The 26,626-nt window shown below is 61.8% G+C and carries 23 protein-coding genes; 3 read left to right on the top strand and 20 right to left on the bottom strand.

Going from position 1 to position 26,626, the window contains the following annotated elements:
- Window positions 1-18: 18 nt before the first annotated feature.
- The 9 genes from ACTG4K_RS09240 to ACTG4K_RS09200 form a co-directional block, all read right to left on the bottom strand.
- On the bottom strand, window positions 19-2,550 hold the full coding sequence (locus tag ACTG4K_RS09240; protein ID WP_439113903.1) for an ABC transporter permease: 2,532 nt from the start codon (window positions 2,548-2,550) through the stop codon (window positions 19-21).
- 203 nt (window positions 2,551-2,753) lie between these two features.
- Window positions 2,754-3,386, bottom strand: coding sequence for a uracil phosphoribosyltransferase (gene upp, locus ACTG4K_RS09235; protein ID WP_439113902.1), 633 nt, complete (start codon window positions 3,384-3,386; stop codon window positions 2,754-2,756).
- A 168-nt stretch (window positions 3,387-3,554) separates the two neighbouring features.
- Complete coding sequence (locus ACTG4K_RS09230; protein WP_439114032.1) at window positions 3,555-4,475, bottom strand: formate dehydrogenase accessory sulfurtransferase FdhD; 921 nt, start codon at window positions 4,473-4,475, stop codon at window positions 3,555-3,557.
- 162 nt (window positions 4,476-4,637) lie between these two features.
- Complete coding sequence (locus ACTG4K_RS09225) at window positions 4,638-4,931, bottom strand: hypothetical protein (protein WP_439113901.1); 294 nt, start codon at window positions 4,929-4,931, stop codon at window positions 4,638-4,640.
- 25 nt (window positions 4,932-4,956) lie between these two features.
- Entirely contained in the window at window positions 4,957-6,180 is a 1,224-nt protein-coding gene (locus ACTG4K_RS09220) for a formate dehydrogenase subunit gamma (protein WP_439113900.1), read from the bottom strand.
- A gap of 12 nt (window positions 6,181-6,192) precedes the next feature.
- A complete protein-coding gene (locus tag ACTG4K_RS09215) occupies window positions 6,193-6,441 on the bottom strand; it encodes a hypothetical protein (RefSeq protein ID WP_439113899.1) in 249 nt (82 codons plus the stop codon).
- Entirely contained in the window at window positions 6,438-7,040 is a 603-nt protein-coding gene (gene fdh3B / locus ACTG4K_RS09210) for a formate dehydrogenase FDH3 subunit beta (protein ID WP_304831914.1), read from the bottom strand. The genes ACTG4K_RS09215 and fdh3B overlap by 4 nt, the downstream gene beginning before the upstream one ends.
- An 11-nt stretch (window positions 7,041-7,051) precedes the next feature.
- Entirely contained in the window at window positions 7,052-10,018 is a 2,967-nt protein-coding gene (locus ACTG4K_RS09205; protein ID WP_439113898.1) for a formate dehydrogenase subunit alpha, read from the bottom strand.
- Between the two features lie 17 nt (window positions 10,019-10,035).
- Complete coding sequence (locus ACTG4K_RS09200) at window positions 10,036-10,263, bottom strand: formate dehydrogenase (RefSeq protein WP_439113897.1); 228 nt, start codon at window positions 10,261-10,263, stop codon at window positions 10,036-10,038.
- 492 nt (window positions 10,264-10,755) lie between these two features.
- Here ACTG4K_RS09200 and ACTG4K_RS09195 point away from each other — a divergent pair, with 492 nt between their 5' ends.
- Window positions 10,756-12,147: a sigma-54-dependent transcriptional regulator gene (locus ACTG4K_RS09195; RefSeq protein ID WP_439113896.1), complete on the top strand. Its 1,392-nt coding sequence runs from the start codon at window positions 10,756-10,758 to the stop codon at window positions 12,145-12,147.
- A 115-nt stretch (window positions 12,148-12,262) separates the two neighbouring features.
- Window positions 12,263-14,365: a sensor histidine kinase gene (locus ACTG4K_RS09190; protein ID WP_439113895.1), complete on the top strand. Its 2,103-nt coding sequence runs from the start codon at window positions 12,263-12,265 to the stop codon at window positions 14,363-14,365.
- A gap of 90 nt (window positions 14,366-14,455) precedes the next feature.
- On the opposite strand, the gene ACTG4K_RS09185 is transcribed toward ACTG4K_RS09190, so the two are convergent.
- The 7 genes from ACTG4K_RS09185 to ACTG4K_RS09155 all read right to left on the bottom strand — a co-directional run bounded on the left by ACTG4K_RS09185 (window position 14,456) and on the right by ACTG4K_RS09155 (window position 20,569).
- Window positions 14,456-15,184 carry a M48 family metallopeptidase gene (locus ACTG4K_RS09185; RefSeq protein WP_439113894.1) on the bottom strand — a complete coding sequence of 243 codons (729 nt, stop codon included), beginning with the start codon at window positions 15,182-15,184 and terminating at the stop codon, window positions 14,456-14,458.
- Window positions 15,184-16,536 carry a type I restriction enzyme subunit R domain-containing protein gene (locus ACTG4K_RS09180; protein WP_439113893.1) on the bottom strand — a complete coding sequence of 451 codons (1,353 nt, stop codon included), beginning with the start codon at window positions 16,534-16,536 and terminating at the stop codon, window positions 15,184-15,186. Before ACTG4K_RS09180 ends, ACTG4K_RS09185 begins: the two co-directional genes overlap by 1 nt.
- A gap of 120 nt (window positions 16,537-16,656) precedes the next feature.
- Window positions 16,657-18,315 carry a type I restriction endonuclease subunit R gene (locus tag ACTG4K_RS09175; protein ID WP_439113892.1) on the bottom strand — a complete coding sequence of 553 codons (1,659 nt, stop codon included), beginning with the start codon at window positions 18,313-18,315 and terminating at the stop codon, window positions 16,657-16,659.
- Between the two features lie 3 nt (window positions 18,316-18,318).
- Window positions 18,319-18,441, bottom strand: a complete 123-nt coding sequence (locus tag ACTG4K_RS09170; RefSeq protein WP_439113891.1) for a hypothetical protein — start codon at window positions 18,439-18,441, stop codon at window positions 18,319-18,321.
- Window positions 18,442-18,697: 256 nt separating this feature from the next.
- Window positions 18,698-19,390, bottom strand: a complete 693-nt coding sequence (locus ACTG4K_RS09165) for a hypothetical protein (protein WP_439113890.1) — start codon at window positions 19,388-19,390, stop codon at window positions 18,698-18,700.
- On the bottom strand, window positions 19,383-20,222 hold the full coding sequence (locus ACTG4K_RS09160; RefSeq protein ID WP_439113889.1) for an AAA family ATPase: 840 nt from the start codon (window positions 20,220-20,222) through the stop codon (window positions 19,383-19,385). Before ACTG4K_RS09160 ends, ACTG4K_RS09165 begins: the two co-directional genes overlap by 8 nt.
- Before the next feature lie 47 nt (window positions 20,223-20,269).
- Window positions 20,270-20,569: an AAA family ATPase gene (locus ACTG4K_RS09155; protein ID WP_439113888.1), complete on the bottom strand. Its 300-nt coding sequence runs from the start codon at window positions 20,567-20,569 to the stop codon at window positions 20,270-20,272.
- 223 nt (window positions 20,570-20,792) lie between these two features.
- Between ACTG4K_RS09155 and ACTG4K_RS09150 the strand changes: the two genes are divergently transcribed.
- Entirely contained in the window at window positions 20,793-21,101 is a 309-nt protein-coding gene (locus tag ACTG4K_RS09150) for a hypothetical protein (RefSeq protein ID WP_439113887.1), read from the top strand.
- A gap of 17 nt (window positions 21,102-21,118) precedes the next feature.
- On the opposite strand, the gene ACTG4K_RS09145 is transcribed toward ACTG4K_RS09150, so the two are convergent.
- Genes ACTG4K_RS09145 through ACTG4K_RS09130 form a run of 4 tightly spaced genes read right to left on the bottom strand, consistent with a single transcriptional unit; the run spans window position 21,119 to window position 26,551 of the window.
- Window positions 21,119-21,922, bottom strand: coding sequence for a hypothetical protein (locus tag ACTG4K_RS09145; RefSeq protein WP_439113886.1), 804 nt, complete (start codon window positions 21,920-21,922; stop codon window positions 21,119-21,121).
- Window positions 21,919-23,121 (bottom strand): restriction endonuclease subunit S, encoded by a 1,203-nt coding sequence (locus ACTG4K_RS09140; protein WP_439113885.1) that lies wholly within the window; start codon window positions 23,119-23,121, stop codon window positions 21,919-21,921. The genes ACTG4K_RS09145 and ACTG4K_RS09140 overlap by 4 nt, the downstream gene beginning before the upstream one ends.
- Entirely contained in the window at window positions 23,118-24,143 is a 1,026-nt protein-coding gene (locus ACTG4K_RS09135; RefSeq protein WP_439113884.1) for a PDDEXK nuclease domain-containing protein, read from the bottom strand. Before ACTG4K_RS09135 ends, ACTG4K_RS09140 begins: the two co-directional genes overlap by 4 nt.
- Complete coding sequence (locus ACTG4K_RS09130; RefSeq protein WP_439113883.1) at window positions 24,134-26,551, bottom strand: N-6 DNA methylase; 2,418 nt, start codon at window positions 26,549-26,551, stop codon at window positions 24,134-24,136. Before ACTG4K_RS09130 ends, ACTG4K_RS09135 begins: the two co-directional genes overlap by 10 nt.
- Between the last annotated feature and the right edge of the window lie 75 nt (window positions 26,552-26,626).

Raw genomic sequence — 26,626 nt, 5'->3', positions numbered from 1 at the left:
CGTCCTTCAAACGCGTGCTCAGGCGGTCGCCTTGCGCAGAGTTTCCACCACCGGCGTGCGCAACACGCTGCGCAGGCCCCACCAGCCCGCGGCCAGCGCCAGCAGCGCGCCCGCCAGGCTGCCCACCAGCGGCACCCACAGCGAAGCAGTCCAGGCGAATTCAAAAACGAAGCGCACCAAGGCCCAGCCCACGATCACCGCGACCACCGAGGCCAGGAAGCCGGCGAGCAGGCCCACCCCCAGCAGTTCAATGCGCTGCACCTGGCGCAGCAGCGCGGAACCGGCACCCACCGCACGCAAAATGGCGAACTCGCGCTCGCGCTCGCCCCGCGTGGCGGTGATGGCCGCCAGCAACACCACCAGCCCAGCGGCCAGGGTGAAGGCAAACAAAAATTCCACCGCGCCGATGACCTGCCCCAGCACGCGCTGCACCTGCGCAATGGTCTGGCTCATGTCCACGTTGGTGATGTTGGGAAACTGCCGCACCAAGGTGTTGTCAAACTGGTCGTTGGCTTTGGGCGCCTGAAAAGCACTGATGTAGGTCACCGGTACGTTGGGTACCTGGGCCACGGGAAACACCACGAAGAAATTGACCCGCATGGAACCCCAGTCCACCTTGCGCAGGCTGGTGATGGTGCCTTCGCTCACCTGCCCGGCGATGTCAAACCCGAGGCGGTCACCGAGCTTGAGACCCAGCGTTTCGGCCAAGCCCTCCTCCACACTCAGGCCGTCGGCTTCGTTGTCGGTCCAGCGCCCAGCCACCACCGGGTTGTGCTCGGGCAGCGTGGCCGTGCTGGAGAGGTTGAATTCGCGGTCCACCAACCGCTGGGCGCGGTCGCCCACAAAGCTCTCGGGATTGACCGTCTCGCCGTTGATGCGCACCAGGCGCCCGCGGATCATGGGGTACCAGTCAAAGCGCTCCACCCCAGCCTGGCGCAGAGCCTGCTGAAAAGACTCGCCCTGCTCGGGCTGGACGTTGATGACAAAGCGGTTGGGCGCGTCGGGTGGTGTGGCGTTGCGCCAGCTGGCGATAAGGTCTGTGCGCAGCAGCACCAACAGCACCAGCGCCAGCAAACCCACCGCCAGCGCGCTGATTTGAACCACCGCGTAGGCCGGGCGGGCCGAGAGCTGGCGCGTGGCCATCACCAGCGCCCGCGGCGCGGTGGCCTCGTTCACGCTGGCTCGCAGCAAGCGCACCGCCGCGTAGCTGACCACGGCAAACAACAGCACCGCCGCCGCAAAACCACCCACCGCAATACCGCCTAGCAACAGGTCGCGGCTCGCGGCCAGCAGCAAGGCCGCGAATCCCGCCACACCCAGCCCCAGCACCGCCAGCGTAGCGGGCTTGAGCTGGCCCACATCGCGCCTGATCACGCGCAGCGGTGGCACCTGCGCCAGCTGCAACACGGGGGGCAGGCCAAAAGCCATCATCAGCGTGAGACCCATGCCCAGACCTAGGAACACCGGACTCAGGCTTGGCGCGGGCAGCGCGGCGTCTACCAGACCGGCCAACAACAGCACAAAGGCGTGGTGCACGCCGTAACCCAGCGCCACGCCCACCGCGCTGGCCATGAGCCCCACCAACGCAAATTCCAATGTGTAGGCACGAGCCATGGTGGCTTGCGACAGCCCCAACACACGCAACATGGCGCAGTCGTCCAGGTGGCGCTGGGCAAAACCACGCGCTGCAATGGCCACAGCCACCGCACACAGCAGCGCGGCCAGCAAGGCCACCAGGTTCAGAAACTTCTCGGCCCGGGCCAGGGTTTGCTGCATTTCAGGGCGCCCGCCCTCGAGCGACTCCAGCCGCAGCCCGCGCACGCCAGGTTTTTCAACCTCGGCCTCGGCCCATCGCACAAACTGCGCCACCCCCGCATCGGGCCCCGCCACCGCCAGCCGGTAGGTCAGGCGGCTGGCGGGCTGCACCAGGCCGGTGGCCGGTAAATCGGCGCTGTTGATCATGACGCGCGGCGCAAAGCTCATGAAACCAGCGCCTCGGTCGGGCTCGACCACGATCACGCGCGCCACGGTAAACGACGCGTCACCCAGCAACAGGGGCTGGCCCATTTGCAGGTTCAGCGCCACCAGCAAGGCAGCGTCCACCCAGGCGGTGCCGGTTGCGGGAATGTCGCGGGTGGCCTCGTCGGTGGCTTGCGGAGCCGGCGCCACCCGCAGCGTGCCGCGCAGCGGGTAACCCTCACCCACCGCCTTCAAGGCCACCAGCCGCGCGGCGCCACCGGCTTCATCGGGCGCGCGGCCCATGGTGGGGAAGCCCAGCGTCTGGGTGGTTTGCAAGCCCAGCGCCAGCGCCTGTTGCTCAATGGTGGGGGGCGGCAGGTTGTCGCTGCTGATGACAGCATCACCACCAATCAGGGCGCTAGCGTCTCGGGCCAAACCGTTTTGCAGCCGGTCGGCGAAAAAACCCACCGCCGTCAAAGCCGCCACGGCCAGCGTGACCGCCAGCACCAACAGACGCAACTCGCCAGCGCGCCAGTCGCGCCACAGCGAGCGCCAGCCCAATTGAACAAATGAAGGAGGTCGAGATTCCATGCGCCAACCTTAACGCATAGGCGATGTCGGCATCACCCCCAACGGGCATTCCCGCAGTGAGCCACCTGTAAATCCATCCGAGTCAACCCGGCGCGACATGCCCCAAAACCCAGAACGCAGTGGATCTGACTCCGCCAGTCCACACGCGTTGCCCCTTGAGGGGCGGAGCGGTTACGCGCAGCGAACAAGCGACCGGGGTGGCTCTACTTCGTCCCAAAGATGCGGTCACCGGCATCACCCAGGCCCGGCACGATGTAGCCGTGTTCGTTCAGGCCGCGGTCTACCGCTGGGGTGTAGATCGGTACATCGGGGTGGTGATCGTGAAAGTTTTTAATGCCTTCCGGACACGACACCAGACACACGAAACGGATCGAGCGCGGCTTGGTCTGCTTCAGCCGGTCCACTGCCCACACCGCCGAGTTGCCGGTGGCCAGCATCGGGTCCAACACGATCACATCGCGCTCATCCATGCCGCTGGGCATCTTGAAGTAGTACTCCACCGCCTTGAGCGTGACCGGGTCGCGGTACAAGCCAATGTGGCCCACACGCGCGGCGGGCAGCACCTGCAGCATGCCGTCCAGAAAGCCGTTGCCCGCCCGCAGGATAGAGGCCAGCACCACCTTTTTGCCATCGATGATGCGCGAGGTCATTTTCTCTAATGGCGTCTCGATCTCAACTTTCTGCATCGGCATGTCGCGCGTCAACTCGTAGGCCAGCAAGATGCTGATCTCGTGCGCCAGTTCGCGAAAACTCTTGGTGCTGGTGTCTTTGCGGCGCATCAGCGTGAGTTTGTGTTGTACCAGCGGGTGGTCAACCAGGTGGACGTCTCGGCTCATGGGGGTTCTTTCAAGAAACAGGGGGAAAACGCCAGCGACGGGCACAGCCCGCGCACGGCTGGCGCAATAAGGTGGCTGAAGTTTATGCCCGAACCTGGGCAGAGCCGCCACCTTGGGCGCCTGGTGCGGTACCCCGCGCCTGCGGCACGTGGGCGGCACCCTAAGGGATCAAGCGGCGCCGTGCTCCATTGCAGCAACAGCCGGCGCAGTGGGCGGTACCGCATCGAGCAGCAGGCGCTGGGCGTGCGCGTAACACAGGAAGCGCTTGTTGGTGGCACGGCCCACGGCGCACAAGCCCACCCGCTGGGCCACGTCGAGGCCCATTTGGGTGATGCCACTGCGCGACACCACCACCGCCACCCCCATCTGGGCGGACTTGATCACCATCTCGCTGGTCAGGCGACCCGTGGTGTAGAAAACATGGTCGACCCGCTCGGCCGCAGGACGCTGCTGCAAAGCCATCCAGCCTGCGATGGTGTCCACCGCATTGTGGCGGCCCACGTCTTCCACGAACAGTTGCAGCGCATCGCCCCGAAACAAAGCGCAGGCGTGCACCGATCCGGCCGACTTGTAGGTGCTCTCCTTCAGCCGGATCGCATTCAAAATGCCGTAAAGCTGAGACTGCCTCAACACCGCTTCAGGAGGCAAATGGATGAGATCAACCTCGTCCATCAGGTTGCCAAACACGCTGCCCTGCCCACAGCCGGTGGTCACCACGCGTTTGGAGGTGCGCTCCTCAATGCGGTCTATGCCATGGCGCGTCTTGACCGAAGCCGCGCCCACATCCCAGTCAACGGTGATGGACTCGATGTCTGAAACCGAGCCAATCAACCGCTGGTTGAGCAAATACCCCAACACCAGCCATTCGGGATGCGCGCCCAACGTCATGAGGGTGACGAGTTCGCGCTTGTCCACATACACGGTGAGATCGCGCTCAGCCGGAATGGACACGGTGCTGCTGAGCCCAAACTCGTTGAGCACGGCCACCTCCTGGGTCAGCGGCGCACAGGCCCTGGTGAGTGTGGGCAACAGCGCCGGGGGAGCCAGATTGCCGCGCTGGCCTGTGCTTGGGGGTTGGACGATGGGCATGGTTTCGTTCAGGCTCATGGAAATAGAAACGCCGTTCAGTATGAACCGCCTTGAGTAAGCCGAGAAAAAGTAGGCGAAGGCACGATTCCGCCCAGTTCACATCCCGCAACAAAAAAGGCCCAAAGGGCCTTTTTTGAGTGCGCCTGTGTGACCGAAAAATCGTCAGGACTTTGCTGCAGCAGCTGGCGGAACGAAAGGACCTGGGTCCACGCAAGCGGGGGCTGCCTGGGCCGCCTTAACGGACTTGCCCGACGCCGAGGCGGTTTTGAAGTAGTGGCTGGCAGCACGGTCCATGGAGCGACACAACTGGAACGACGCTACCTTGTTACCGTGCGCGGTTTTGGCCGCAGCCTCTGCCGCCTTGGCTTTGGCTTCGTCGGTCAACACCGGCACGGGCAACTTGGCGTGTGCAGCAAAGGCCAGCAACAACGATGTACAGATCAAAAAACGTTTCATGGTCTTCCTTGACAAATGAGGTCGTTCAGGCCTTGACGGGCTGGCTAGCTACCGCACCGGCGGGGCTGTTGGCACTGCGCTGGGCGGGAATCTTCCCAGCCTTGATGTCGTCATACCAAAGCTCATGGTGTTCCTTGGCCCAGGTTTCGTCCACGTAGCCCGTTTTCATGGCCTTGTAGGCGCCGTCCATACCCAGGGTACCCATATAAATGTGGCCCATGAACATAGCCATCATCAACACAGCAGCCGCGGCGTGAATCATGTGCGCCACCTGCATATTGGCCCGGGTGTACTCCACCGCAGGAACAATCTTGTCCAGGAACACGCCAGAGCCCACCACCAGCAAGCCGAACAGGAACACGCCGGACCAAAACAGCACCTTTTCACCAGCATTGAACCGGTGCGAAGGCACTTCATGCCCGCCGAACAGACCACCACCCTTGAGCAGCCAGGTGATGTCTTCTTTGCTCGGCAGGTTGTCCCGTGCGAAGGTCACGATCACCACCACGAGCGACACGGCAAACAGCGGCCCAACGAAGTTGTGTACGTTCTTGAGCGCGTAGGCGAGCCAGCCAAACAACGTGGTACCAATAACGGGCAGCAAGAAAAACTTGCCAAACGCCATGATGATGCCCGACACCGCCAGCACCACGAAGGCAATGGCGTTGACCCAGTGGGCGGCACGTTCGACATAGGTGAAGCGCTCGATCACACGGCCAGTTTCTTTGCCGTGCAACGGAATGCTGCCCTTGCCCATGTAAAACAGGCCAATCGCGACCGCCACAATGATCAGCAACGAACCACCGTAGGGAATCAGCCAGTCGTTGCGCACCTGCCGCCAGGCTTCACCCGCGTTGGTCAAGCGAGAACCGGGGTACTGCACGAAACCCTGAATCAGGTTGCCCGACTCAAGGTAAGGCAGGCTGGTGTAGCCGGTGACACCCTTGCCAACATCGCGCCACATGGGCGCGTTGTTTCCAGGCTGTACCTGCTTGCGCTCGGCATTGGTCTGGCCGGCGTAGTTGGGGTCGGTGCTCGCATCGGGTGCAATTTCAAAGATATTTGCACTGCGAATACCGCCGGTTTGAGCCGGCGCCACCACCGCAGCCGGCGGCGCCGGGTCATCGGGTACAGGCTCTACCTTGAGCGCCTGTGCGCTGGCCCAGCTGCTGCTCAGGGCCAACAACGCCACCGCCCAGGTGCGCGGTGCCGCCAGGCGGCGGATCATGGAATTCGGGAACCATTGCATAAGGCGCTCCCTTTATTGATTGCTCATGCGGGTGTAGTCGTTTTGACCGTACTGGGCACGGGTCTTCAGCTGCTGTTCCCAGCTGTTGCGATCGCCCGCTTTCCAGCCGCCCTGAGCGTACTGGCTGGAGCCCACGCCCGTATAGGGCGCCCCGTCCTGTTTGACGCCAGAACCGCTGCTTTCCTGCGGCTGATCGCCGCAGGCCGACAAGGCCACCACAGCCGCCGCCAAGGCGGCCAGAGTCAGGGTGCGTTTGATCATGATTTGGCTCCTTGTGCCGTGCCGTATGCGGTGCCCCAGCCCCACACTTCAGCGCCTTTGCCGCGGCGCAGCACACGGCTGCGGAAAATATCGGCCACTACGTCGCCATCACCAGCAAGCAAAGCCTTGGTCGAGCACATTTCGGCGCAAGCGGGCAGCTTGCCCTCAGCCAAGCGGTTGCGGCCGTATTTCTCAAACTCGTCCTGGCTGCCGTGGGCTTCGGGGCCACCGGCGCAGAAGGTGCACTTGTCCATCTTGCCGCGCACACCAAAGGTGCCCTGAGACGGGAACTGTGGTGCGCCAAACGGGCATGCGTAAGAGCAATAGCCGCAGCCAATGCAGACATCTTTGTCGTGCAGCACCACACCCTCATCGGTGCGGTAGAAGCAGTTGACCGGGCAAACCGCCATGCAGGGCGCATCGCTGCAATGCATGCACGCCACCGAGATCGACTTTTCGCCAGGCACGCCGTCGTTGAGGGTAACCACGCGGCGGCGGTTCACACCCCAAGGGACTTCGTGTTCGTTTTTGCAAGCTGTGACGCAACCGTTGCACTCAATGCAGCGCTCGGCGTCACAAATAAATTTCATTCGTGCCATTTGTCAGCTCCTCAAGCGCGTTCGACGTTACAGACCGTGGTCTTGGTTTCCTGCATCATGGTCACGATGTCGTAACCATAGGTGGTGGCGGTATTGACCGCCTCGCCACGCACGACCGGCATGGCGCCGTCGGGGTAGTAGGGCTTCATGTCTTCACCTTGCCAGCGGCCCGAGAAGTGGAATGGCAAGAACACCGTGTCGGGCGCCACGCGCTCGGTCACCAGTGCCTGCACGTTGAGGCGTGCACCGGTGGGGCTGCTCACCCAGACGCGCTCGCCATTTCGAATACCGCGTTCGGCCGCTGCTTTCGGGTTGAGCTCGACAAACATCTCCTGCTGCAGCTCGGCCAGCCAGGGGTTGGACCGGGTTTCTTCGCCGCCACCTTCGTACTCCACCAGACGGCCGGAGGTCATGATCAGCGGGAATTTCTCGTAGACCTTGTCGTCCACGTTCTTCTGCTGCAACGACTTGTACAAGATAGGCAGGCGCCAGCGCGTCTTCTGGTCGTCATGGCTGGGGTATTTCGCCACCAGGTCGGGACGCGTGCCATAGACCGGCTCGCGGTGCTGAGGGATCGCGTCGGGGAAGTTCCACACCACGGCACGGGCCTTGGCGTTGCCAAACGGATGGCAGCCGTGGGCCATGGTCACGCGCTGGATGCCACCCGACAAGTCGGTCTTCCAGTTCTTGCCCTCAGCCGCCGTTTTCTCGGCGTCGGTGAGGTCGTCCCACCAGCCCAGCTTTTTCAGCAACACGTGGTCGAACTCGGGGTAACCGGTGGTGATCTCTGAGCCCACCGAATGCGAACCGTCTTCCGCCAACAGGGAGGCACCCTCGCGCTCCACGCCGAAGTTGGCGCGGAAGTTGCCGCCGCCGTCCATGACGTGCTTGGAGGTGTCGTACAGGTTGGGCGAGCCCGGGTGCTTGATGGCGGCGGTGCCGTAGCAAGGCCAGGGCAGGCCAAAGTAGTCACCGCTCATGTCGTAGCCGGTTTCCTTGTCCACCACTTTGCCCTTGCATTTGAGCGTCTTCACGTCAAAGGCGTTCATGTTGCGCATGTGGGCCTTGAGGCGCTCAGGGCTCTGGCCGGTGTAGCCAATGGTCCACACCGAGGCGTTGATTTCACGCAAGATGTCTTCAACCACGGGCTCGTCCATGCCCTTGACCTTCTGCATCTTGTAGTTTTTGGACAGCTCAGCGCCAAAGCCGAGCTTTTCGGCGAACTGGTGCATGATCATGTGGTCGCTGCGGCTCTCCCACAGCGGCTCGATCACTTTTTCGCGCCACTGCAGCGAGCGGTTGGACGCCGTGCAGGAACCACTGGTTTCGAACTGCGTGGCCGCGGGCAACAAATACACCGCGCGGTTGGGGTTCTGGTCTTCCGGCTTGCCGGGCATGGCCGCCATAGAAGCCGTGGCCGACGGATAAGGGTCCACCACCACCAGCAGGTCGAGCTTGTCCATGGCCCGCTTCATCTCCAGACCACGGGTCTGAGAGTTGGGCGCATGGCCCCAGAAGAACACACCGCGCAGGTTGGACTCTTGATCGATCAGCTCGTTGTTTTCCAGTACACCGTCGATCCAACGCGACACCGTGATACCGGGCTTCTCCATGTTGCCACCGGTGTACTTGGACTTGATCCACTCGTAGTCCACACCCCACACCTTGGCGAAGTGCTTCCACGAACCCGCAGCCAGGCCGTAGTAACCGGGCAGTGAGTCGGGGTTGGGGCCGACGTCGGTCGCGCCCTGCACGTTGTCGTGGCCACGGAAGATGTTGGTGCCGCCACCGCTCTTGCCCACGTTGCCCAGCGCCAGCTGCAAGATGCAAGATGCACGCACCATGGCGTTGCCGATGGTGTGCTGCGTCTGGCCCATGCACCAAACGATGGTGGCGGGCTTGGCCTCGGCCAGCATCTTGGCCACTTTGAACATTTGCGCTTCGGGCACGCCGCAGGCTTCTTCCACCTTGTCGGGCGTCCACTTGGTCAGCACGTCTTCACGCACTTTTTCCATGCCGTAGACACGGTCGTTCACGTACTGCTTGTCTTCCCAGCCATTTTTGAAGATGTGGTGCAGCAGACCGAACAGGAAAGGAATGTCGGTGCCGGAACGGATGCGCACGTACTCGTCGGCTTTGGCCGCTGTGCGGGTGAAGCGCGGGTCCACCACAATCATCTTGCAGCCGTTTTCCTTGGCGTGCAGCATGTGCAGCATGGACACCGGGTGCGCCTCGGCGGCGTTGGAGCCGATGTACAACGCGCACTTGCTGTTCTGCATGTCGTTGTACGAGTTGGTCATGGCACCGTAACCCCAGGTGTTCGCCACGCCAGCCACCGTGGTGGAGTGGCAGATGCGCGCCTGGTGGTCGCAGTTGTTGGTGCCCCAGAAGCTCACAAACTTGCGCAGCAGGTACGCCTGCTCGTTGTTGTGCTTGGATGAACCGACGAAGTACACCGAATCGGGGCCGCTGGCCTCTTTCAGCTCGTTCATCTTGGCGGTGATCTCGGTCAGCGCGGTATCCCAGCTGATGCGCTGGTACTTGCCGTTGACCAGCTTCATGGGGTAGCGCAGGCGGTATTCGCCGTGGCCGTGTTCGCGCAGCGCGGCACCCTTGGCGCAATGCGCACCCAGGTTGATGGGGGAATCGAACACCGGTTCCTGGCGCACCCAGACACCGTTTTCAACGATCGCGTCGGTCGCACAGCCCACCGAGCAGTGGGTACAGATGGTGCGCTTGACTTCGATCTTGCCGGTGCCGTCAATGGAACCACCGGTGGCGGCCTTGGCCTTTTTGACCAGCGTCAACTGGGTGGCGGCCAAGCCGACGCCTACACCGAGACCCGAGCGGCGCAAAAAGCCGCGGCGATCCATGGTGGGCAGCGCAGCAGACAAGCCGCGCTGCAGGCTGTGGACAAAGGAGGTGTGGGCGCGGGCGCTTTGAGCGCCGGTGCCAGACGTTTTTTTGGTCAGCAACATGGTGGTCTCCTGCCTGCTCAGATCAGGGTGGTTTTGTAGTACTGCTTGACGTGGTCAGACAGGCTGTAGCCGCCGCCCTTTTCAGGATTGGGGCGGGGCACTGCAGCCGCTGCTTCTTCGGTTTTCACGCGGGGAATAAGGACGGCGGCTGCGGCCAGCGCGCCAACGGTGCTGGCGCCGGCGAACAAGGTACGGCGGCTCAGGCTGGTGCGGCCTTCGGTGGATTCAGAAAGGGGCTTTCGCATGCGTGTCTCCTGGTTGAACAAACGCCCTTTGCGTGCCAGTCGGCGGCGCATGTGGGCTTTTTGCATACGTGGAATCTAACCGGCGCACCGACTCCGTGCAAGCCGTGAATGGCCGCATTGATTGGGGTTTGTACCGATAGAGCCCCCGCGCAGCGAGCCAGCGGCTGCACAGCCTGGCGCGCTTGCATTTTGATAGCCAGAAGCGTGCCATAAGACGCCACTTATAGAGCCCAATCAGGTGCCCGAGCGGCGCAAGCCTTGTCAGCATAGGCTCGCAGGGCAGAAGCCCATGCACCACGGCTGCATGGGTTACGGGATAACCCTGACGGCGGTTCCGTGAAGGCACCAACGACCCACCCAGCCTGGCGCCAAGCGTGCGACAACTTGTCGCACGCTTGGCGGTTTGTCGCACCGGTCAAACACGGGACACCCGATCGGAAATACGGCAATACCCAAGTAATTTTGTAGGCTTCGTCCGTAGAATGCCGCCGGGTGGAACCCACCTTTTTTCCCTCTTCCCCCGAAAAACAGCTGGAAGGCTGGCCCGACTGGTCGATCCTGATCGTGGACGACGAGCAAGGCATGCTCAACTTTTTGGTGAAAACACTGGCCCCGCGCTGCCAACTGGTGATGAGCGCCGGCAGCGCCGAAGATGGCGCGCAATGGCTGCGGGCACACCATGTGGACCTGGTCATTCTCGATATCTCGCTGCCCGGTAAAAACGGCGTGACCTGGCTGAAAGAACTGCGTGAACAGGGCTTCAGTGGCGAGGTGATTCTGATCACCGCCTTTGCCGACCTGGACACCGCCATCGAAGCCTTGCGCGCCGGTGCTTCGGACTTCATCTTGAAACCATTTCGGGTGCCGCAAATCCTGAACGCCATCAAGCACTGCTACGAGCGCTCGCGCCTGCGGCGCGAAAATTTCGTGTTGCGCCGCGCGGTGGCCAGCGCGCCGGGGCGCGGCCCGGCACTGGTGGGTGCCTCCCCGGCCATGCAGCGCCTGCGCGAGTCCATCAGCCGCGTGGCGCCCGTCAACAGCACGGTGCTGCTGCAGGGCGAGTCGGGCACAGGCAAAGAACTGGTGGCACGCGAACTGCACGCCCAAAGCGCCCGCGCGCTTGGGCCATTTGTGCCGGTGAACTGCGCCGCCGTGTCGCCCGAGCTGATCGAGAGCGAGCTGTTTGGCCACGCCAAAGGCGCCTTCACCGGCGCCACGCGCGCACGCGACGGCTTGTTTCACTACGCCCAGGGCGGCACGCTGTTTCTGGACGAAATTGCCGAGCTGCCGCTGCCCATCCAGGCCACACTGCTGCGGGCCATTGAAGACTTGAAAATTCGCCCGGTGGGCAGTGAGCAGCTGATGCCAGTGAACCTGCGCATCATGGCCGCCACCAACCGACGCCTGGCCGACGAAGTGGCCGCTGGGCGCTTTCGCAAAGACCTGTACTTTCGCTTGCAGGTGGTGGATTTGAGCCTGCCGCCCTTGCGCGAACACAAAGAAGACATTGCCGAGCTTGTCGGGCATTTCATGGCGCAGCTGGCGCCTTCACTGGGCGTGGAGCCCTTGCAGATCAGCCCCGAAGAGATGCGCTTTCTGGAGCAATACGATTGGCCTGGAAACGTGCGCGAGTTGCGCAACCTGATCGAGCGCTCGCTGATCCTGGGTGTGCTCAATGTGTCGGCCCTGTACCCCAGCACCACCACGCCGCGCAGCGACCCACCGGGTGCCAGTGGCCTACCCACCGACCTGCACACGCTGGAAAAGCAACACATCCTCTCGGTCCTGGAGTCGGTGCAGGGCGACAAGACCCGCGCCGCGCAGCTGCTGGGCGTGTCGCGCCGCACGCTGGAGCGCCGGGTGGCCGAGTGGGCGAGCGCGTGAAGGCGCCCCCGCCGCGCTGCGCACGACCACCGCTAGGTAGCGAAGCCTGCGGCCCGGCGACGCCGGTTTCGCGGCATATCCGGGCCAACACACCTCACGCCCAACGGGGCTCGACATGATCCGCTTCACACCCCGCTGGCTGGCTACCTCGGTGCGAAACAAGCTGCTGGCCATGGCGCTGCTGCCGCTGCTGGTGGCGTTTCCCCTGCTCGTGCTGGCGCTGGCCGTCTGGGGCAACCTGGCCTACGACCGGCTGCTGATCACGAAGGTGCGCAGCGACCTGGCCGTGGCCCATGGGTATTTTGACCAGGTGCTTACCGAGGTGGGCGCCGGCGCGCAGAGCGTGGCGAACTCGCAGGCCCTGTTTGCCGCCCTCCAGCAACCCGCCGCCGCAAGCAGCGACCTGCAGGCCCAGCTGACGGCGGCACGCGAGCGCCTGGGCCTGGACTTTCTGGTGCTTTACAGCCCGCAGGGCACAGCCCTTGCGCGCTCAGCACCCACCGCCACGAACGCCTTCGCCCCGGCAGAAGAGCCCCGCATGCCGCGCGAAGTGCAGCAAGCGCTGCAAGACGACGGCTCACCCAGCAAGGCCTTGCTGATGGTGATGGCACCGGCTGCGCTGGAAGCCTTGGCGCCCCACCTGCTGCCCCGCGTGCAGCTGCCCGTGGTGCCCACCCGCAACGCCGCACCCACCGACCGCACCCGGGAAGACCGGGCCATGGTGATGGTGTCCACCCTACCCGTTCGCGACGCCTCCGGCCGCACGCTGGCCCTGCTCACCGGCGGTCTGCTGCTCAACCAGAACCTCGGCTTCATCGACCACATCAACCGCATCGTCTACCCCGACGGCTCGCTGCCCTTTGGCAGCCAGGGCACAGCCACCCTGTTTCTGGACGACGTGCGCATCACCACCAACGTGCGGCTGTTTCAAGACCAGCGCGCCATCGGCACCCGCGTGTCGCAAACCGTGCGCGACACGGTGCTGGGCCAGGGCAACACCTGGCTGGACCGCGCGTTTGTGGTGAACGACTGGTATGTGTCGGCCTACGAACCGCTGCTGGACGCCAATGCCCAGCGCGTGGGCATGCTGTATGTGGGCTACCTCGAAGCGCCTTTCCGGCAAGTGCGCTACGCCGTGCTGGCGGCCATGGGGCTCATTTTTCTGCTGGTCATGGCGCTCTCTGCCTGGTTTTCAGTGCGCTGGGCACGCAGCATTTTCCAGCCGGTCGAGCGCATGAACGGCACCATGCAGCGGGTGGAAGAGGGCCAGGCAGAAGCCCGCGTAGGCGCCCTGCCCGCCCGCGACGAACTCGGCGCGCTCGCCGCGCACCTGGACCAGCTGCTCGACGTGATCGACGACAAGACCCGCACCCTGCAGCGCTGGGGCGACGAGCTCGACCACAAAGTGGCCGAGCGCACCCGCGAACTGGAGGCCAGCAACGCGTCGCTGCAGCTGGCGCAGCAACAACTGGTGAAGAGCGAAAAACTCGCTGCCATCGGCCAGCTCACCGCCAGCATTGCCCACGAAATCAACAACCCCATTGCGGTCATGCAGGGCAACCTCGACCTGATCCGCGAAACACTGGGCACCAGCAGCCAGCCGGTGCGCGCCGAACTGCGGCTGCTGGACGAACAAGTCGAGCGCATGCGCCTGATCGTGACGCAGCTGTTGCAATACGCCCGTCCCACCGAATACGCTGGCTACGTGGAAACGCTCGACCTGAACCGTACCGTGGACGACTGCCTGGTGCTGGTGGCGCACCTGCTGGCGCAGACCCGCATTGAAGTGTTGCGCGACCTGCAAGCCACCCAGCGCGTGGGCTTCAACCGCCAGGAACTGCAGCAAGTCATCATCAACCTGCTGATCAACGCCATCCAGGCCATGCCGCAGGGCGGCACGCTGCAGCTGGAAACACGCAACTGGCTATCTGCCGGAGGCGACACACCCAAACCGGGCGCACAGCTGCGCGTGGTGGACAGCGGCCCCGGCCTGGCCCCAGACGTGCAAGAGCGCCTGTTTCGCCCCTTCTTCACCACGAAGAACGACGGCAACGGCCTCGGTCTGTGGATCAGCATGGGCCTGCTGGAACGCTACGGCGGCCACATAGAAGCCACCAACCGCAGCGACGCCACCGGCGCCACCTTTGCGGTGCAACTGCTGACCGAACCGCAAGCGCCTGCGGCGGTGAACACGCGGGATGGGCGGCCTGGGGGGTGAGTGCCATGGGTGCCAACCCTGTGCAGTTCGCACACCCCACACATCCGCGCATTGGCAGACAGCAATACAACAAACAACAAACCCGGCGGTTCAATAGGCTGAAAGGGCCAGCTCGTTCAGGCCCCATCGTGCTTCCCGCCATCCCGGGTAATGCCTGTCGAGCAGCTCAACAAAAACATCGCTGTGCGTCGGCACAAGCAGGTGCAGCATTTCATGCACCACCACGTACGCGAGCAAGTCCTTGGGTTTCTTAACCAGCTCAGTGTTGAGCCGGATGTTGCCGACCCGGTGGTTGCAGCTGCCCCATTGGGTCTTCATGCGCTGCAGGTAGTAACCGTTGACCTTCACCCCCAGCTTGCGCTCCCATTGGGCAATCAAGCCCGGCAGCTCCGCGTGCAGCAAGGCCTTGTGCCAGTCATGGATCACCTCCGCCTTCTTGGCCTGATCGGCTCCCGGCCGCACCACCAAATGGATGCGGCGGTGGTCCAGCTTCACATGGGGTTTTACATCGGCCTCGGTCACCGTCATCAGATAGCGTCGGCCCCAGAGGTGGTGGGTTTCCCGCGTCACAAACTGGCGAGCCTGTTCCCGTTCTTGGCCTGCAAAGCTTCGCTGCTGCTGGCAAATCCAGCCCACCCGTGAAATGGCATAGGCACGGGCAACCTCGGTGCGCGTAGCAAGCGGTGCCACCAGCGTCACCCGGCCATCGGGCGGGTGCACCGTCAGGTGCACGTTTTTCACCTGCTTGCGCGTCAGGCTGATGGCGATGTCGCCCAGCTCAATCACCTCGTTCATCGACACCGTCAGCGGCACGGTCATCAGTAACCCGGCTGGTTTTTGATGATCTCGAACATGGCCAGCGTGGCTGCCTTGTTCTTGCTCAGGATGGGCGCAATCGCGTTCAACACCTGGGCTTCGCGGGCCGGGTCGCCTTTCCAGCCTGCAGGTGCTTTCTCCCTGATCGCCTTGTCAAGTTTCAAGGCCAGTCCCAAGTATTCGTCGCCCCAAGGCGGGGTCGGCTCAGCCGCCGTGTTGGCCGGCACCGAAGCGGCCAGCACGTCCGGCAGGTTGTTGTAGAGCACCGTGGCCTCTTTGTTGCCGTGCAGCGCGGCGGGCACGCCTTGTTCGCCCTTGCCTTTCCCCAGCTGCTTGGCCAGCGCCTCGGCGTTTTTCAGGAACTGCTCGTAAGAAACGGTGTCGTCCCGCTTTTGTGCGATCAGGTCGTCCAGCAGCTTGGACATCTCCGCGTAAAACATCGGGTCCGTGAGTTGGTCACGAATGATGGTCTTGCGCACGTTGTTGATGATGCTTTCGGCCACCGCGTTGTTCGACAGCTTGCCCTTCTGGTTCAGCTTTTTGGCAATCGCATCGTGGATGCCGGTGTCAATGATCAGCTCCGTCAGCGACAGCTCGCTCAGGTCGCCCAGCAAGTCGGCCGGGTCGGCCTGGATGTAGGTGTTGATGAGGTGGCGCATGTCTGCCTCAAAAGGCTTGATGTCCAGCTCCTCGCCCGAGTGGTTCTTGATGGCCGCGCGCAGCTCGGTATAAAACTGCGTTTCCTCTTCAAAGGCCTTGATCTCTGCCGCGCCGTAGCCGGCCTCAGCCAGGTTGGGGGCCAGGTCGGCGTAGGCTCGCACAAAAGCCGCCACCGCCTTGTAGAAGGCAATGCGCAGCGGCTCGGTGTCGTTCAGGGCGGTGGGGCTGACGGCGTCGCCGCAGAAATACTGGATGTGTTGCTCAATGCCTTGCGGCTGCTTCACCGGGGCGCACAAATACATCAGCGCCTCGCGCGCGGCATCCAGCTGCGCCTTGCCCTCTTCGCGCCAGTCCTTCACGATCACGTTGCCATCGTCGCCCACGGTCTCGGTGTCCAGCTCGTCAGAGGTGTAGACCGCGATGGCGTCTTGCACCTTGCTGAACAGCTCTTTGTAGTCCACCACATGGCCGTAGTCCTTGTCGTCGCCGTCCAGCCGGTTGGTGCGGCAAATCGCCTGAAACAGGTTGTGGTCGCGCAGCTCGTTGTCCAGGTAAATGTAGGTGCAGCTCGGGGCGTCAAAGCCCGTCAGCAGCTTGCTCACCACGATCAGCAGCTTCAGGTTGGCCGGCTCTTCAATGAAGCGGCGCTTCATCTCGGTCTCGTATTGCGTGGTCGTCTGGTCCTTGGCCAACACGTGCTGGGTGTAGGTGTCGAACTTGTAGCGCTCGTCGCTGTGGGGCGGCTCCTGCGATATCGCGTTGTGGTTGGGCTCGTACGAGGTGATCAGCCCGCAGTGCGGCCCCAGCGGCGTGTGCTAAAACAGGCGGAAATAGTGGCAGGCGTCGTAGATGCTGGCCGCCACCAGAATGGCCGTGCCCCGCCCGTTGTTGAGCCGGGGCCGCACGCCAAAGTCGTGGTTGATGTTGGCGATGATGCGCTGCTTGCGCTCGCCCGAACTCATCAACTCTTCCATCGTGGCCCAGCGCTTGCGCAGCACCGACTTCTGGAAGTTGTTCAGCCCCTGGGTCTTGGTCTCGAACCAGTCGTCAATCGCCTGGCGCGAGGTCAGCCGCTGCGGCACATCGCGCGCTTCGTACTTCAAATCCAGCACCACCTTGTCGGCCACCGCCTCGTTGAACTTGTAGGTGTGAATAAAGCTGCCAAACACCTCGCGCGTGGTCTGCTTGTCGCGGCGCAGCAGCGGCGTGCCGGTAAAGCCAATGAAGATGGCGCTGGCCAGCCAGCGCTTCATCTGCTTGTTCATGTCGCCGCCCTGGGTGCGGTGGCATTCGTCCACAAACACGTAAAAGCGGCCCGCTAGCTTGGGCGGCTCGCCCTTCAGGTCGGACACGTCAATCTTGTGGATCAGCGCGCACATCAGGCGCGGCGCGGCCTGGCCCAGCTTGTCCACCAAGTCCCGGCGCGAGGTGATGCGCGGCGACGGTGCCTCGGCCCCGATCACCCCGGCGTTTTTCATCACGCCCTCGATCTGCTTGTCCAGCTCGTCGCGGTCGGTCACCACCAAAATGCGCGCGTCCGGGTCGTGCTCCAGCAGCCACTTGGCGATCAGCACCATCAAAATGCTCTTGCCGCTGCCCTGGGTGTGCCAGATCACGCCGCCCTCGTGCCGCTGGATGCGCTCTTGCGCCGCTTTCACGCCCTCAAACTGGTGCAGGCGTGGCACTTTCTTGAAGCCCGCATCAAAGATCACAAAGTTGCGCACCAGGTCCAGCAGGCGCTCGGGCGCCAGCATCTGGCCCAAGGGGCCGTCCAGCAGCTCGCCCACCGCCAGGTTTTCGCTGGCTTCGTCCGCCTTGTGGTGCTTCCACTCCACAAAAAACTTCTCGGGCGTGCCCGTGGTGCCGTAGCGCAGGCCCTGGCTGTCGCTGCCCGCCAGTACCAGTTGCACCGTGCTGAAAAAGCCCTGGTTAAAGATCGCTTCTTGGTTGCTGATGAGCTGGCGAATGCCATTGGCCACGTCCACCGAGCTGCGCTTGAGCTCCACCACCACCACCGCCATGCCGTTGATGTAGAGCACGATGTCGGGCCGCCGCTCGTGCCCGCCTGTGTTGCCACCTTTCAGCGTCACCTCTTCGGCCAGCGCAAAGTGGTTGTGGGCCGGCGTGGCCCAGTCGATCACATGCACCGTCTCGTGGGGTGCGCCTGCCGCCACTTGCACCGGCACGCCGTAGCGCAGCAACTGGTAGGTGCGCAAGTTGGCTTGGTAAAGGGTGATGCCGGTCGCGTCCGCCGCCGCCATCAGCTTTTGCAGCGCCTGGGCGATGTGCGCGGCGCTGTAGCCGCGCTGCAGCAGGTGGGCGCGCAACAGATCGGGCTCAATGCAGCGGTTGCCCTCGCGCTGGCTCCAGTCGCCCAGGTGAGCGAAGCCCAGGCCGCCTGCGCTGGCGGGGGCGGTCAGGCGGGCGACCACGCGGTTCTGGGTGACGCGTTCAGGGCGCAGGGCAGGTGGCATGGTTTATTCCTTGGGCGGGAGGTTGCGAAAGCAGGCCAGGCCGTCGGCGTTCGTGGCGTCGCGCTTGAACTGGTGGCAGCTTTCTTCGCCCCAGGACAGCAACTGCAGGAGTTCGGTTTCGGTCATGGCCATTGCCCCTTGGCTTTGGGCGCATCAAAATTCAACAACCTGCCAATGGCTAAACCAGACGCTCGCCAAATGGGCAAAACACCAACACCCCAATCTAAGAAACCCAGCCGAAAGGCTTTGCTGCGTGCCGTGGCCAGTTCCACGACATTGGAGACGGGCCAAAGTGTTGCGGAGATCGAGAAGCGGCTGCAGCAATCCCGCACGCGGTTCACGCACATCAAGCTGGCCCGCGAACAAGGGCGATGCTCAACCGTCACAGCACCGCCTGCACAGCGTGTTCAAACGCCACAGCCTGGCTGCAAAGCGCTTTGACATGCGTCCAATTCGCCGTTACCTGACCCGCGTGGGCTCGGTACTCGCGAGTCACCTTGCGGATTCGATGCGCCAGCGGCAACTGGGCAAGATGCGACTCCACCGTCACATTGCATTCGGCACCCACCAACAGAGCATGGCCTGCGGGCAATGTGGCTGCGGCGAGCCACGTGCCAGACGACTGTGCCGGAAGACACAACACGGTTCTGGCGCCTGCTTGAGCAGGGTTCAACCAACTGGACAACACAGCCTCCAATCGTGCGCAGGTGTCGGCCACAGGCGGACAAGGCATGTGGCAGGGCAGCGTGGCCCAGCCTTTCGCGGCAGCCTGTGCAGGCGCTTGGAGGCCACAGTCTGCGTACTGCGCCTGTGCCACATCCACGTCCAGGTGAATCACCAACAGGTCAAAGCCCTCCAGCGTGGGGTCCGTGTCCAGCGTGCCCGCATGACGCACTCCCACCGCGTCGCACCACTTCAACACGCCACCCCAACCGCCGCCCAAGGCGGGTCGGGTCGGCTCTGGCTGCAACAATGTCAGGGTGAACCGGTCCGGCAAGATCGCTTTCAGCGCGGCATGGATCACCTCAAAGTCGGTTGGCCCTTCAGCCAACAGCGCAATGCGCCGCTCAGACATTGGGCACCGCGCCCATGTGGCCCATCATCCACAGGCGCGACAACGGGAAGTCCTGGTTCATCGCCGCCAACTCGGGAGAAGGCTCAATGCGCCGCACCACGGTCATGCCGTCGCTGTTGCGCTCCACGGCAAACAAGCGCGTTTCGGGGTCCGACAAGTCCAGCCCGTCCAGCACCGCCGGGTTGTGCGCCGTGAACAGCAACTGCCGCTCGCTGTCGCCAAAGCGCAGCCAGCTAGACAAGCGCGCCGCCATCCGCGTCAACAAACGCGGGTTCAACGCCTGGTCCAGGTTGTCGATGGCCAGCATCTTGGGGGCTTGCGGCAGCAGGCACAGCGCCGCGCAAAAGAGGATGTAGAGCGCGCCCTCGCTCGCGTCGTAGGCGGTCAATTCATTGCGACTTTTGGCCATGAAGCGGTCGGTGAACTTGAGCATGAGCTTGGTGCGCGGCACCTTGCTGGAGATCAGCGACGCGCCGTGGCTCGTGGCCTGCACATCCACCACCCAGTCGATCAGCTCCAGCACCTGGTCCAGCATGGCCGCACCCGCATCGCCCTGGGCGTCCAGGTGGTGGCGCAGCGCTTCAAACGCTTCGGCAAGCTGTCCGCCACTCAGCCCCACCGGCGGGCGCGACTGCACATCGGGCGCCACGCCGCGCAAGGCGGGCGTGTTGGGGCAATAGATGGCGTAGTTCTGCAGGCGCTGCATCAGGCGCGCAGCGGCATTGGCGGGCTCCAGATCCACCAGCTTCAGCGCAGCCAGCCCGGCCTGCGGGTTCAGGTTCTTCTTGTTGCGCACCCCGTCCGACACGATGTCATCCGTGCCATCGGTCAACACCTCGGTTTTGTACGTCCACGCCGGTTCAGGGGACTCCAGCGGGTTCAGCAGCGAGACCCGGAATGCTTCACCTGGGCGCCCTCAACGCCAATGGCGATGTGGGCCGGTGTGCGCTCGGCCGCGAAGGAGCTTTTGTACAAGCGCGGCAAGCCCGCGCGCACCCCGCGCCGCAGCAGGCTTTCATCGTCCACCACGCCATTGGCCGCCGCGCCCAGCACGCCCAGCGCCTCCAGCACATTGCTTTTGCCCACGCCGTTGGCGCCAATGAAGCAGTTCAGGCGGCCCAATTCCACCTGCGCCTGCTGGATGGATTTGAAGCCGTGGATGTGGAGTTTGCGGATCATGTGAATGTCTCGGTGAGTTCGGTGGGCCTGCCACTCTCGGTCAACAAACTATTTTTCTTTATTTCACGCGTGAATTGGCAAGCAGAACACATACATGGCGATAGTGGGGTGCTAGTTCACAGGTGGGGGTTGACAGGACTGGTAATATAAATTGTGTGAATAATTTATTCATACATCGAGCCCATCGCGGCTTATTTTATTAACTATTTAAACAAGGATTCATATGACTAAATTTTTAAATCACGATTTCAAAAAAGTTTGCTCTGAGCCCCGTAATCGCGGGCTTGATACGTTGATCCAGAAATCCATTGTGGAAAACAGGAAAAAACTGGCTTCGCTGGTGTCGGATGGTAAGCATTTATGGATTAAGGATGTTGTCGATGTCAACGCGTTGATGTTTGCTTTGGATCAGTTGCACGCATATTATGGCGGCGCGAGCGTCAGTGATGAGCATTGGGCACTTGCTGGATATTACGCTTATCAGCACCTAGATTTTTTGGATACAGAGTTAGAGAAGGATGAGCCTCAGTAAGCAATTCTTCTTTCGTGCTATGAACTGATTGACTGCTGCAGATGCAGAAAACGATCTTGCAGGTACTTCACTTTTGGAAGTGCAGCAGGCGATTTTTTTGCGATGTCGTTCTCCACTCTGCTCAGTTGTTCTGAAAACTTATCCCAATCTTGTGGTTCGTGTTGATGATTCAGCCGAAGGCATGAAATCAAATCCATGGCCTTGTGTCCGTCAAAGGTGTCAAAAAATGGGGAAAGCTCTGTGCCCCATATTTGGTGAAGGTGGGTGGCAGCTTGGGAGGCAAATAGAACGCGGGGGTAAATCGCAGACTTTGATTCAAGCATATAGGCTTCGTTCATGGCTGGCCCAAAGAGCGGGCCGCTTTGAATGTGAATCAATGGCCCTTTGCTCACGCCGCCCCGCATCAACATGCCCAAATGCCAGAAAAATATATTCTGGAGCTTGTCGATTGCCCGTAAAAGCATCCGACATGAACCTGGGTTGTCTGCTGAGCACGACAGGACAAAACTGTCTGAAAACTGCGTTACCACTATCGGCCAAGTCTGTTGGGCGATAGTGGTCGTGCCTGCTTTCTCAGAACTGGTGAACTCACCTTTGCTTGTCAGGACTGGCACGCTTTGGTGCAGTAAGTTGACCAAACGACCACCTTCCAGCTCAGAAAGTGTGGCGTGCAAAGCATTGAAGATTTGCGTATTGCTGCTGCTGTTGCCGTTGCTATTCTTGATGGCCGACTCGAAGCCCAACAAATCGATGAAGCACACCAAGCGTTCTTCATACTGGATGCTCTTTTCGGTTGGGGCACTGGATGTCTCTGACCTCATGCGTGCTCCACTAGGCGAATTCGGCCCGTCAACAACTCTCGCATCATACCCTGCTTGATGGCACGGGTTTTGGCGAGACGAGCTGCGAGGGCTTCGAGGTCTGCGTCGATGTCGGAGAAAACGGCGGCGATGGCAGTTTGTTCGCCAAGGGATGGGACTTCGAACTCCAACTCGGAAAAAATGGCTTTAGATACGATGCTCGTAGCTGACGTGCCTGCGTTTGCCAACAAATACTTTTTACTCGACTCAAATAGATAGTAGAGAAATTCTGCGTCGCTGTTAACGTCCGGAATTACGGCATTGATTTGTTGGTTGCAACCGCCGGCAGACTTGAGAATCGCATTCTTGCCAATACTAGCGATGCATGTAACGAGCACAGTATTTTCTGGCAAGGCTCTGATTTCGCTAAGCCCTTGGCGAGTAAGACTTCGTTCTGACTCAAACATATCTCGGTTCGATGAAATATCCGTCGGTGTAACCCATGGAAATTCTTCGCCCCAGAATTGAGCTGTCTCAGTGCTTGGGGTTCCACCCGTAACTATTTCTCCAAACTGCGCAATACGCTTCACCTCCCACTCCCCACTGAAACCCGGCAGGCGGGTTTGGCCGGTTAGGAGTTGCTGCATCGTGGCCTGTTTGATGTCGCGCTTCTTGGCGATCAGCCGCTCCAGCCCGGCGATCAGGGCATCGACGTCGGAGAGGGCGGTGGCGATGGCGCGTTGTTCTGGTAGCGGTGGGAAAGCAATTTTCGTTTCAGAAAATTGAGTTTTATTAACTATCGGAACTGCCTGCTCACCTGCCTGTGATTTGACTCTGACTCCAGCCATAGACAAACCGTAATACAGAAATTCAGAATCAAAATCTATCGCTGGTAGAACAGCATTGATTTGTTGATTGGATGCCAGCTCAACACTAGCAATAGCGCATTTTCCAATGGTTGACCCAATACAAACAAATAGGACGGATTTAGGGGGAAAACGGCGAGCTGAGAGAAATCCTCTCTTCGACAATCGCTTGTCAGACTTTACTATCCATTTTGAGTCATCAATATCGCCTGGCCCGACGAACAAGAACTCATCGCCGTAGTTGGATGAATCGGCTGTCGGTGGAGTGCTTCCTGTGGCGATTTCCGCAATATCACCTATTGCGTGTATCTGCCAGCCGTTAGGGGGAGAGAGGGTCACAATTTCTTCGCTCATCGCCCCGCCTCCCACATCACCCGCTCCAACTCCGCCCGCAGCGTTTCACGGTCGGGCAGGTACAGCTGGTACTGCTGCACAAAGAGCTGGCTGTTCATGCCGTAGGTGGCGTATTCCACCAGCAGCTCGTCTTTCTGGCGGCTCAGGATGATGCCCACCGGCGGCTGGTCGCCCTCGGTGTTTTCTTCTGCTGCAAAGTAGCCCAGGTACAGGTTCATCTGGCCAATGTCGTGGTGCTGCACCTCGCCCAGTTTCAGGTCGATCAGCACAAAGCGGCGCAGGATGCGGTGGTAAAAAACCAGATCGACCCGGTAGTGCGTGCCGCCCACGTTGATGCGGTACTGCCGCCCCACAAAGGTGAAGCCCTTGCCCAGCTCCAGCAGGAAGGGCTGCAGGTGGTCGCACAGCAGGGTTTCCAGCTGGGTTTCCGATACCTGGTGTGGCTCGGGAATTTTCAGGAACTCGAACACATAGGGTTCGCGCAGCAAATCCGTCGGCTGCTCGATCAGCTGGCCTTGCTGGGCCAGTTGCAGCACGCCGGCTTTGTCTTTGCTGGCGGCCAGGCGCAGGAAGAGCTGGCTGTTTTTCTGGCGTTTCAGCTCGGGCACAGACCAGGCCTCGGCAATGGTCTGTTTCTCGTAGAACTGGCGTTCTAGGTCGTCGTCCAGCTTCAACAGTTCCACGTAGTGCGACCAGCTCAATTTGTGAGAAGCCTTCTCACAAATTGAGAAGTCGGGGTAGCGCAGGAAAAACTGGCGCATGTGGCTGAGGTTGCTGCGGCTGAAACCCCTGCCGTGGCGCAGCTTCAGGTCTTTGGCCAGCTCTTCCAGCAAGGCCTTTCCGTAAACGGCCCTTTGTTGGCCCGCTTGCTCAAACTCCACGATGTGGCGCCCCACTTGCCAATAGGTGTCGGTCAAAACGTCGTTGACCGCCCGCGCCGCCTGGGTCTGCCCTTGGGAGAAGGCGCCAGAAATCTGATTCAGCAGGGCGCCGTATTCGCCGTTATTGGCTGTCAGTGCCATACCACCCCCATGCGTTTGAGGTGTTCTTCCACCTGGGCCGAGAGGGTTTCCACCTCGCTGGCCAGTTGCGGCAACGGCGCCTCATACCGCTCCGCCAATTCCCGAATCCGCCGCGTCAGCGTCTGGCTCACGCGGTCCAGCTCGGCTTGCAGGTCTCGCCCCAGCCGGGCCAGCCATTTGTCGTGGATCACCAGGGCCTGGATTTCGGCCAGGGTGAGTTTGGCGTAGTGGTCGTGGGCGCGCTGGTCGAGCGCGGCGTCCATCTCCTTCACGGCTTTTTTCAAGGCGGCTTCGTCGGCGCTGAGTTGCAGCCAGGCTTTCAGCACCTGCCGCTCGTCCGCAGCGTCGGGGTCGGTGGCAATTTCTTTGATGCGGTCTTTCACGGCAGCGGCGTTGATTTTGTCGAAGCCTGAGAACACGGCGTCTTCGCCACTGTGTTCTTCTTCCAGCTCGGCCAGTTGGCTGGCCACGGCGTCCAGCTCGGTTTGTTTGGCGTCCAGCGCGGCTTGCTCGGCGGCAAAGTAGCGCGCCACCACATAGGGTTTGGGCAGCAGTTCGCAGGCCCAGCCTTTGTCTTTTTGTTTGCCTTTTTTGTCGGTTTCCACCACGCGCTGCGGTTGGGCCACCCAGCCGTCTTGGGCGATCAGGTAGGCATCGTCTTGCATGCCGGCTGCCCAGTAGTCCATGAGCTGCTGGTAGACGGCGTAGGCGTCCACCAGCGGGGCGGCTTTGAAGCTGGCCAGCAGGTCTTCGGCCAGGGCTTCGACCAGCGCCTTGGGCTGGTCGCCTTGCTTGAAGGCCATGAGGCGCGGGGTGTGGCGGGCGCGCCAGTCGTCAAGCAGGGCGGTGGCTTGGGCGTGGAAGGCGGTGAATTCGGCGTGGCCGAGGATGGTGGCTTTGACCTCGGCTATGGGTTGCTGAAGCTGGCTGTAGCCGAGCCGCAAAGGTGAAAAGAGCGTGGCCCGCAGCTGGGGCATGACTTGCCAATAAGCGGCCAGTGCGTCCAGGTCGCGGTTGGGGATGCCGCCTTGCAGGTGGGCGGCCAGGTCTTGAATGTCTTCGGGCTCGCTGCTGTCGATGTAGCGCGGCAAGTTGAGGTTGAAGTCGTTTTTGTCGCTGGCCATTTCGTCCAGCGGCACCAGGCGGGCATAGCCAGCCACGTCTTCGCCCTTGCGGAAGGCGTCCACCATGCGGTGGATGTCTTGCTCCCGCAGGCGGTTTTTGTTGCCGTCTTTGATGAAGCCTTTGCTGGCGTCGATCATCATCACGCCCTTGCGGGCGGCGGCGTTTTCTTTGTCCAGCACCAAGATGCAGGCCGGGATGCCCGTGCCATAAAACAGGTTGGCGGGCAGGCCGATGATGCCCTTCAAGATGCCGCTGGTGACGAGCTGTTTGCGGATGACGGCCTCGGCATTGCCCCGGAACAGCACGCCGTGCGGCAAGATGCAGGCGGCTTTGCCCGTGGCCTTCATGCTGCGGATGATGTGCAGCAGGTAGGCGTAGTCGCCTTGTTTGGTGGGCGGCTCACCCCAGGTGAAGCGCTGAAACGGGTCGTTGGCGGGGGTGAGGCCGGTGCTCCAGGCTTTGTCTGAAAACGGTGGGTTGGCCACCACATAGTCGTAGGTGCGCAGTTGTGGGCCATCCAGAAACTTGGGCGCCGCCAGGGTGTTGCCGCTCAGGATGTTGGCGGTGGGGAAGTCGTGCAGGATCATGTTCATCCGCGCCAGGCCGGCGGTGGTCACGTCCTTCTCTTGGCCTTCTAGCGTGATGTGTTTGCCGGCTTCAGCGGCCACCTTGAGCAACAGCGAACCCGATCCGCAGGTCGGGTCGTACGCGGTGGTGCTGGCGCGGGTGTTGTGCGGGCCAATGCCGATCACCTTGGCGATCACGCGGCTCACTTCCGATGGCGTGTAGAACTGGCCTTTGCTCTTGCCGCTTTCGGTGGCGAAGTGGCGCATGAGGTATTCATACGCATCGCCCAAGATGTCGTCGTGCTCGGCGCGGTTGTCTGAAAAGTCCAGCTCGGGCTTCTGGAAGATGGCCACCAGGTTGGTGAGCCGGTCCACCATTTCTTTGCCCTGGCCGAGCTTGTTGGGGTCGTTGAAATCGGGGAAGTCGCTGCGGGCCAGGCGGGCGTTGGCGTCGATCAGCGGCTGGATGATCTGGGTGTTGATCTTGTCGCCAATGTCGCTTTTGCCTTTGAGTGCCACCATGTCCGCAAAGCTGGCGCCTGGGGGGATGAGGACGGGCGGCGCAAAGTCGTCGGAGTTGGCGTATTTGTCGCTGATGTATTTGATGAACAGCATGAACAGGACATAGTCCTTGTACTGGCTGGCGTCCATACCGCCACGCAGTTCGTCGCAACTGGCCCAGAGGGAGGAATAAAGGTCGGATTTTTTAATGGCCATGGGTGAGGCTCGATAGAGCAGGCTTGCGCAGGGGTTTGCTGAAGCTTGACGATATCAGAGCACCCTGCGCCCTTT

Origin of the sequence: Hydrogenophaga sp. (genome assembly GCF_965657535.1) — a bacterium.
Classification (GTDB): domain Bacteria; phylum Pseudomonadota; class Gammaproteobacteria; order Burkholderiales; family Burkholderiaceae_C; genus Hydrogenophaga.
Note: the sequence above shows the minus strand (reverse complement) of the source record. Positions and strands in the feature narration are given on the sequence as shown.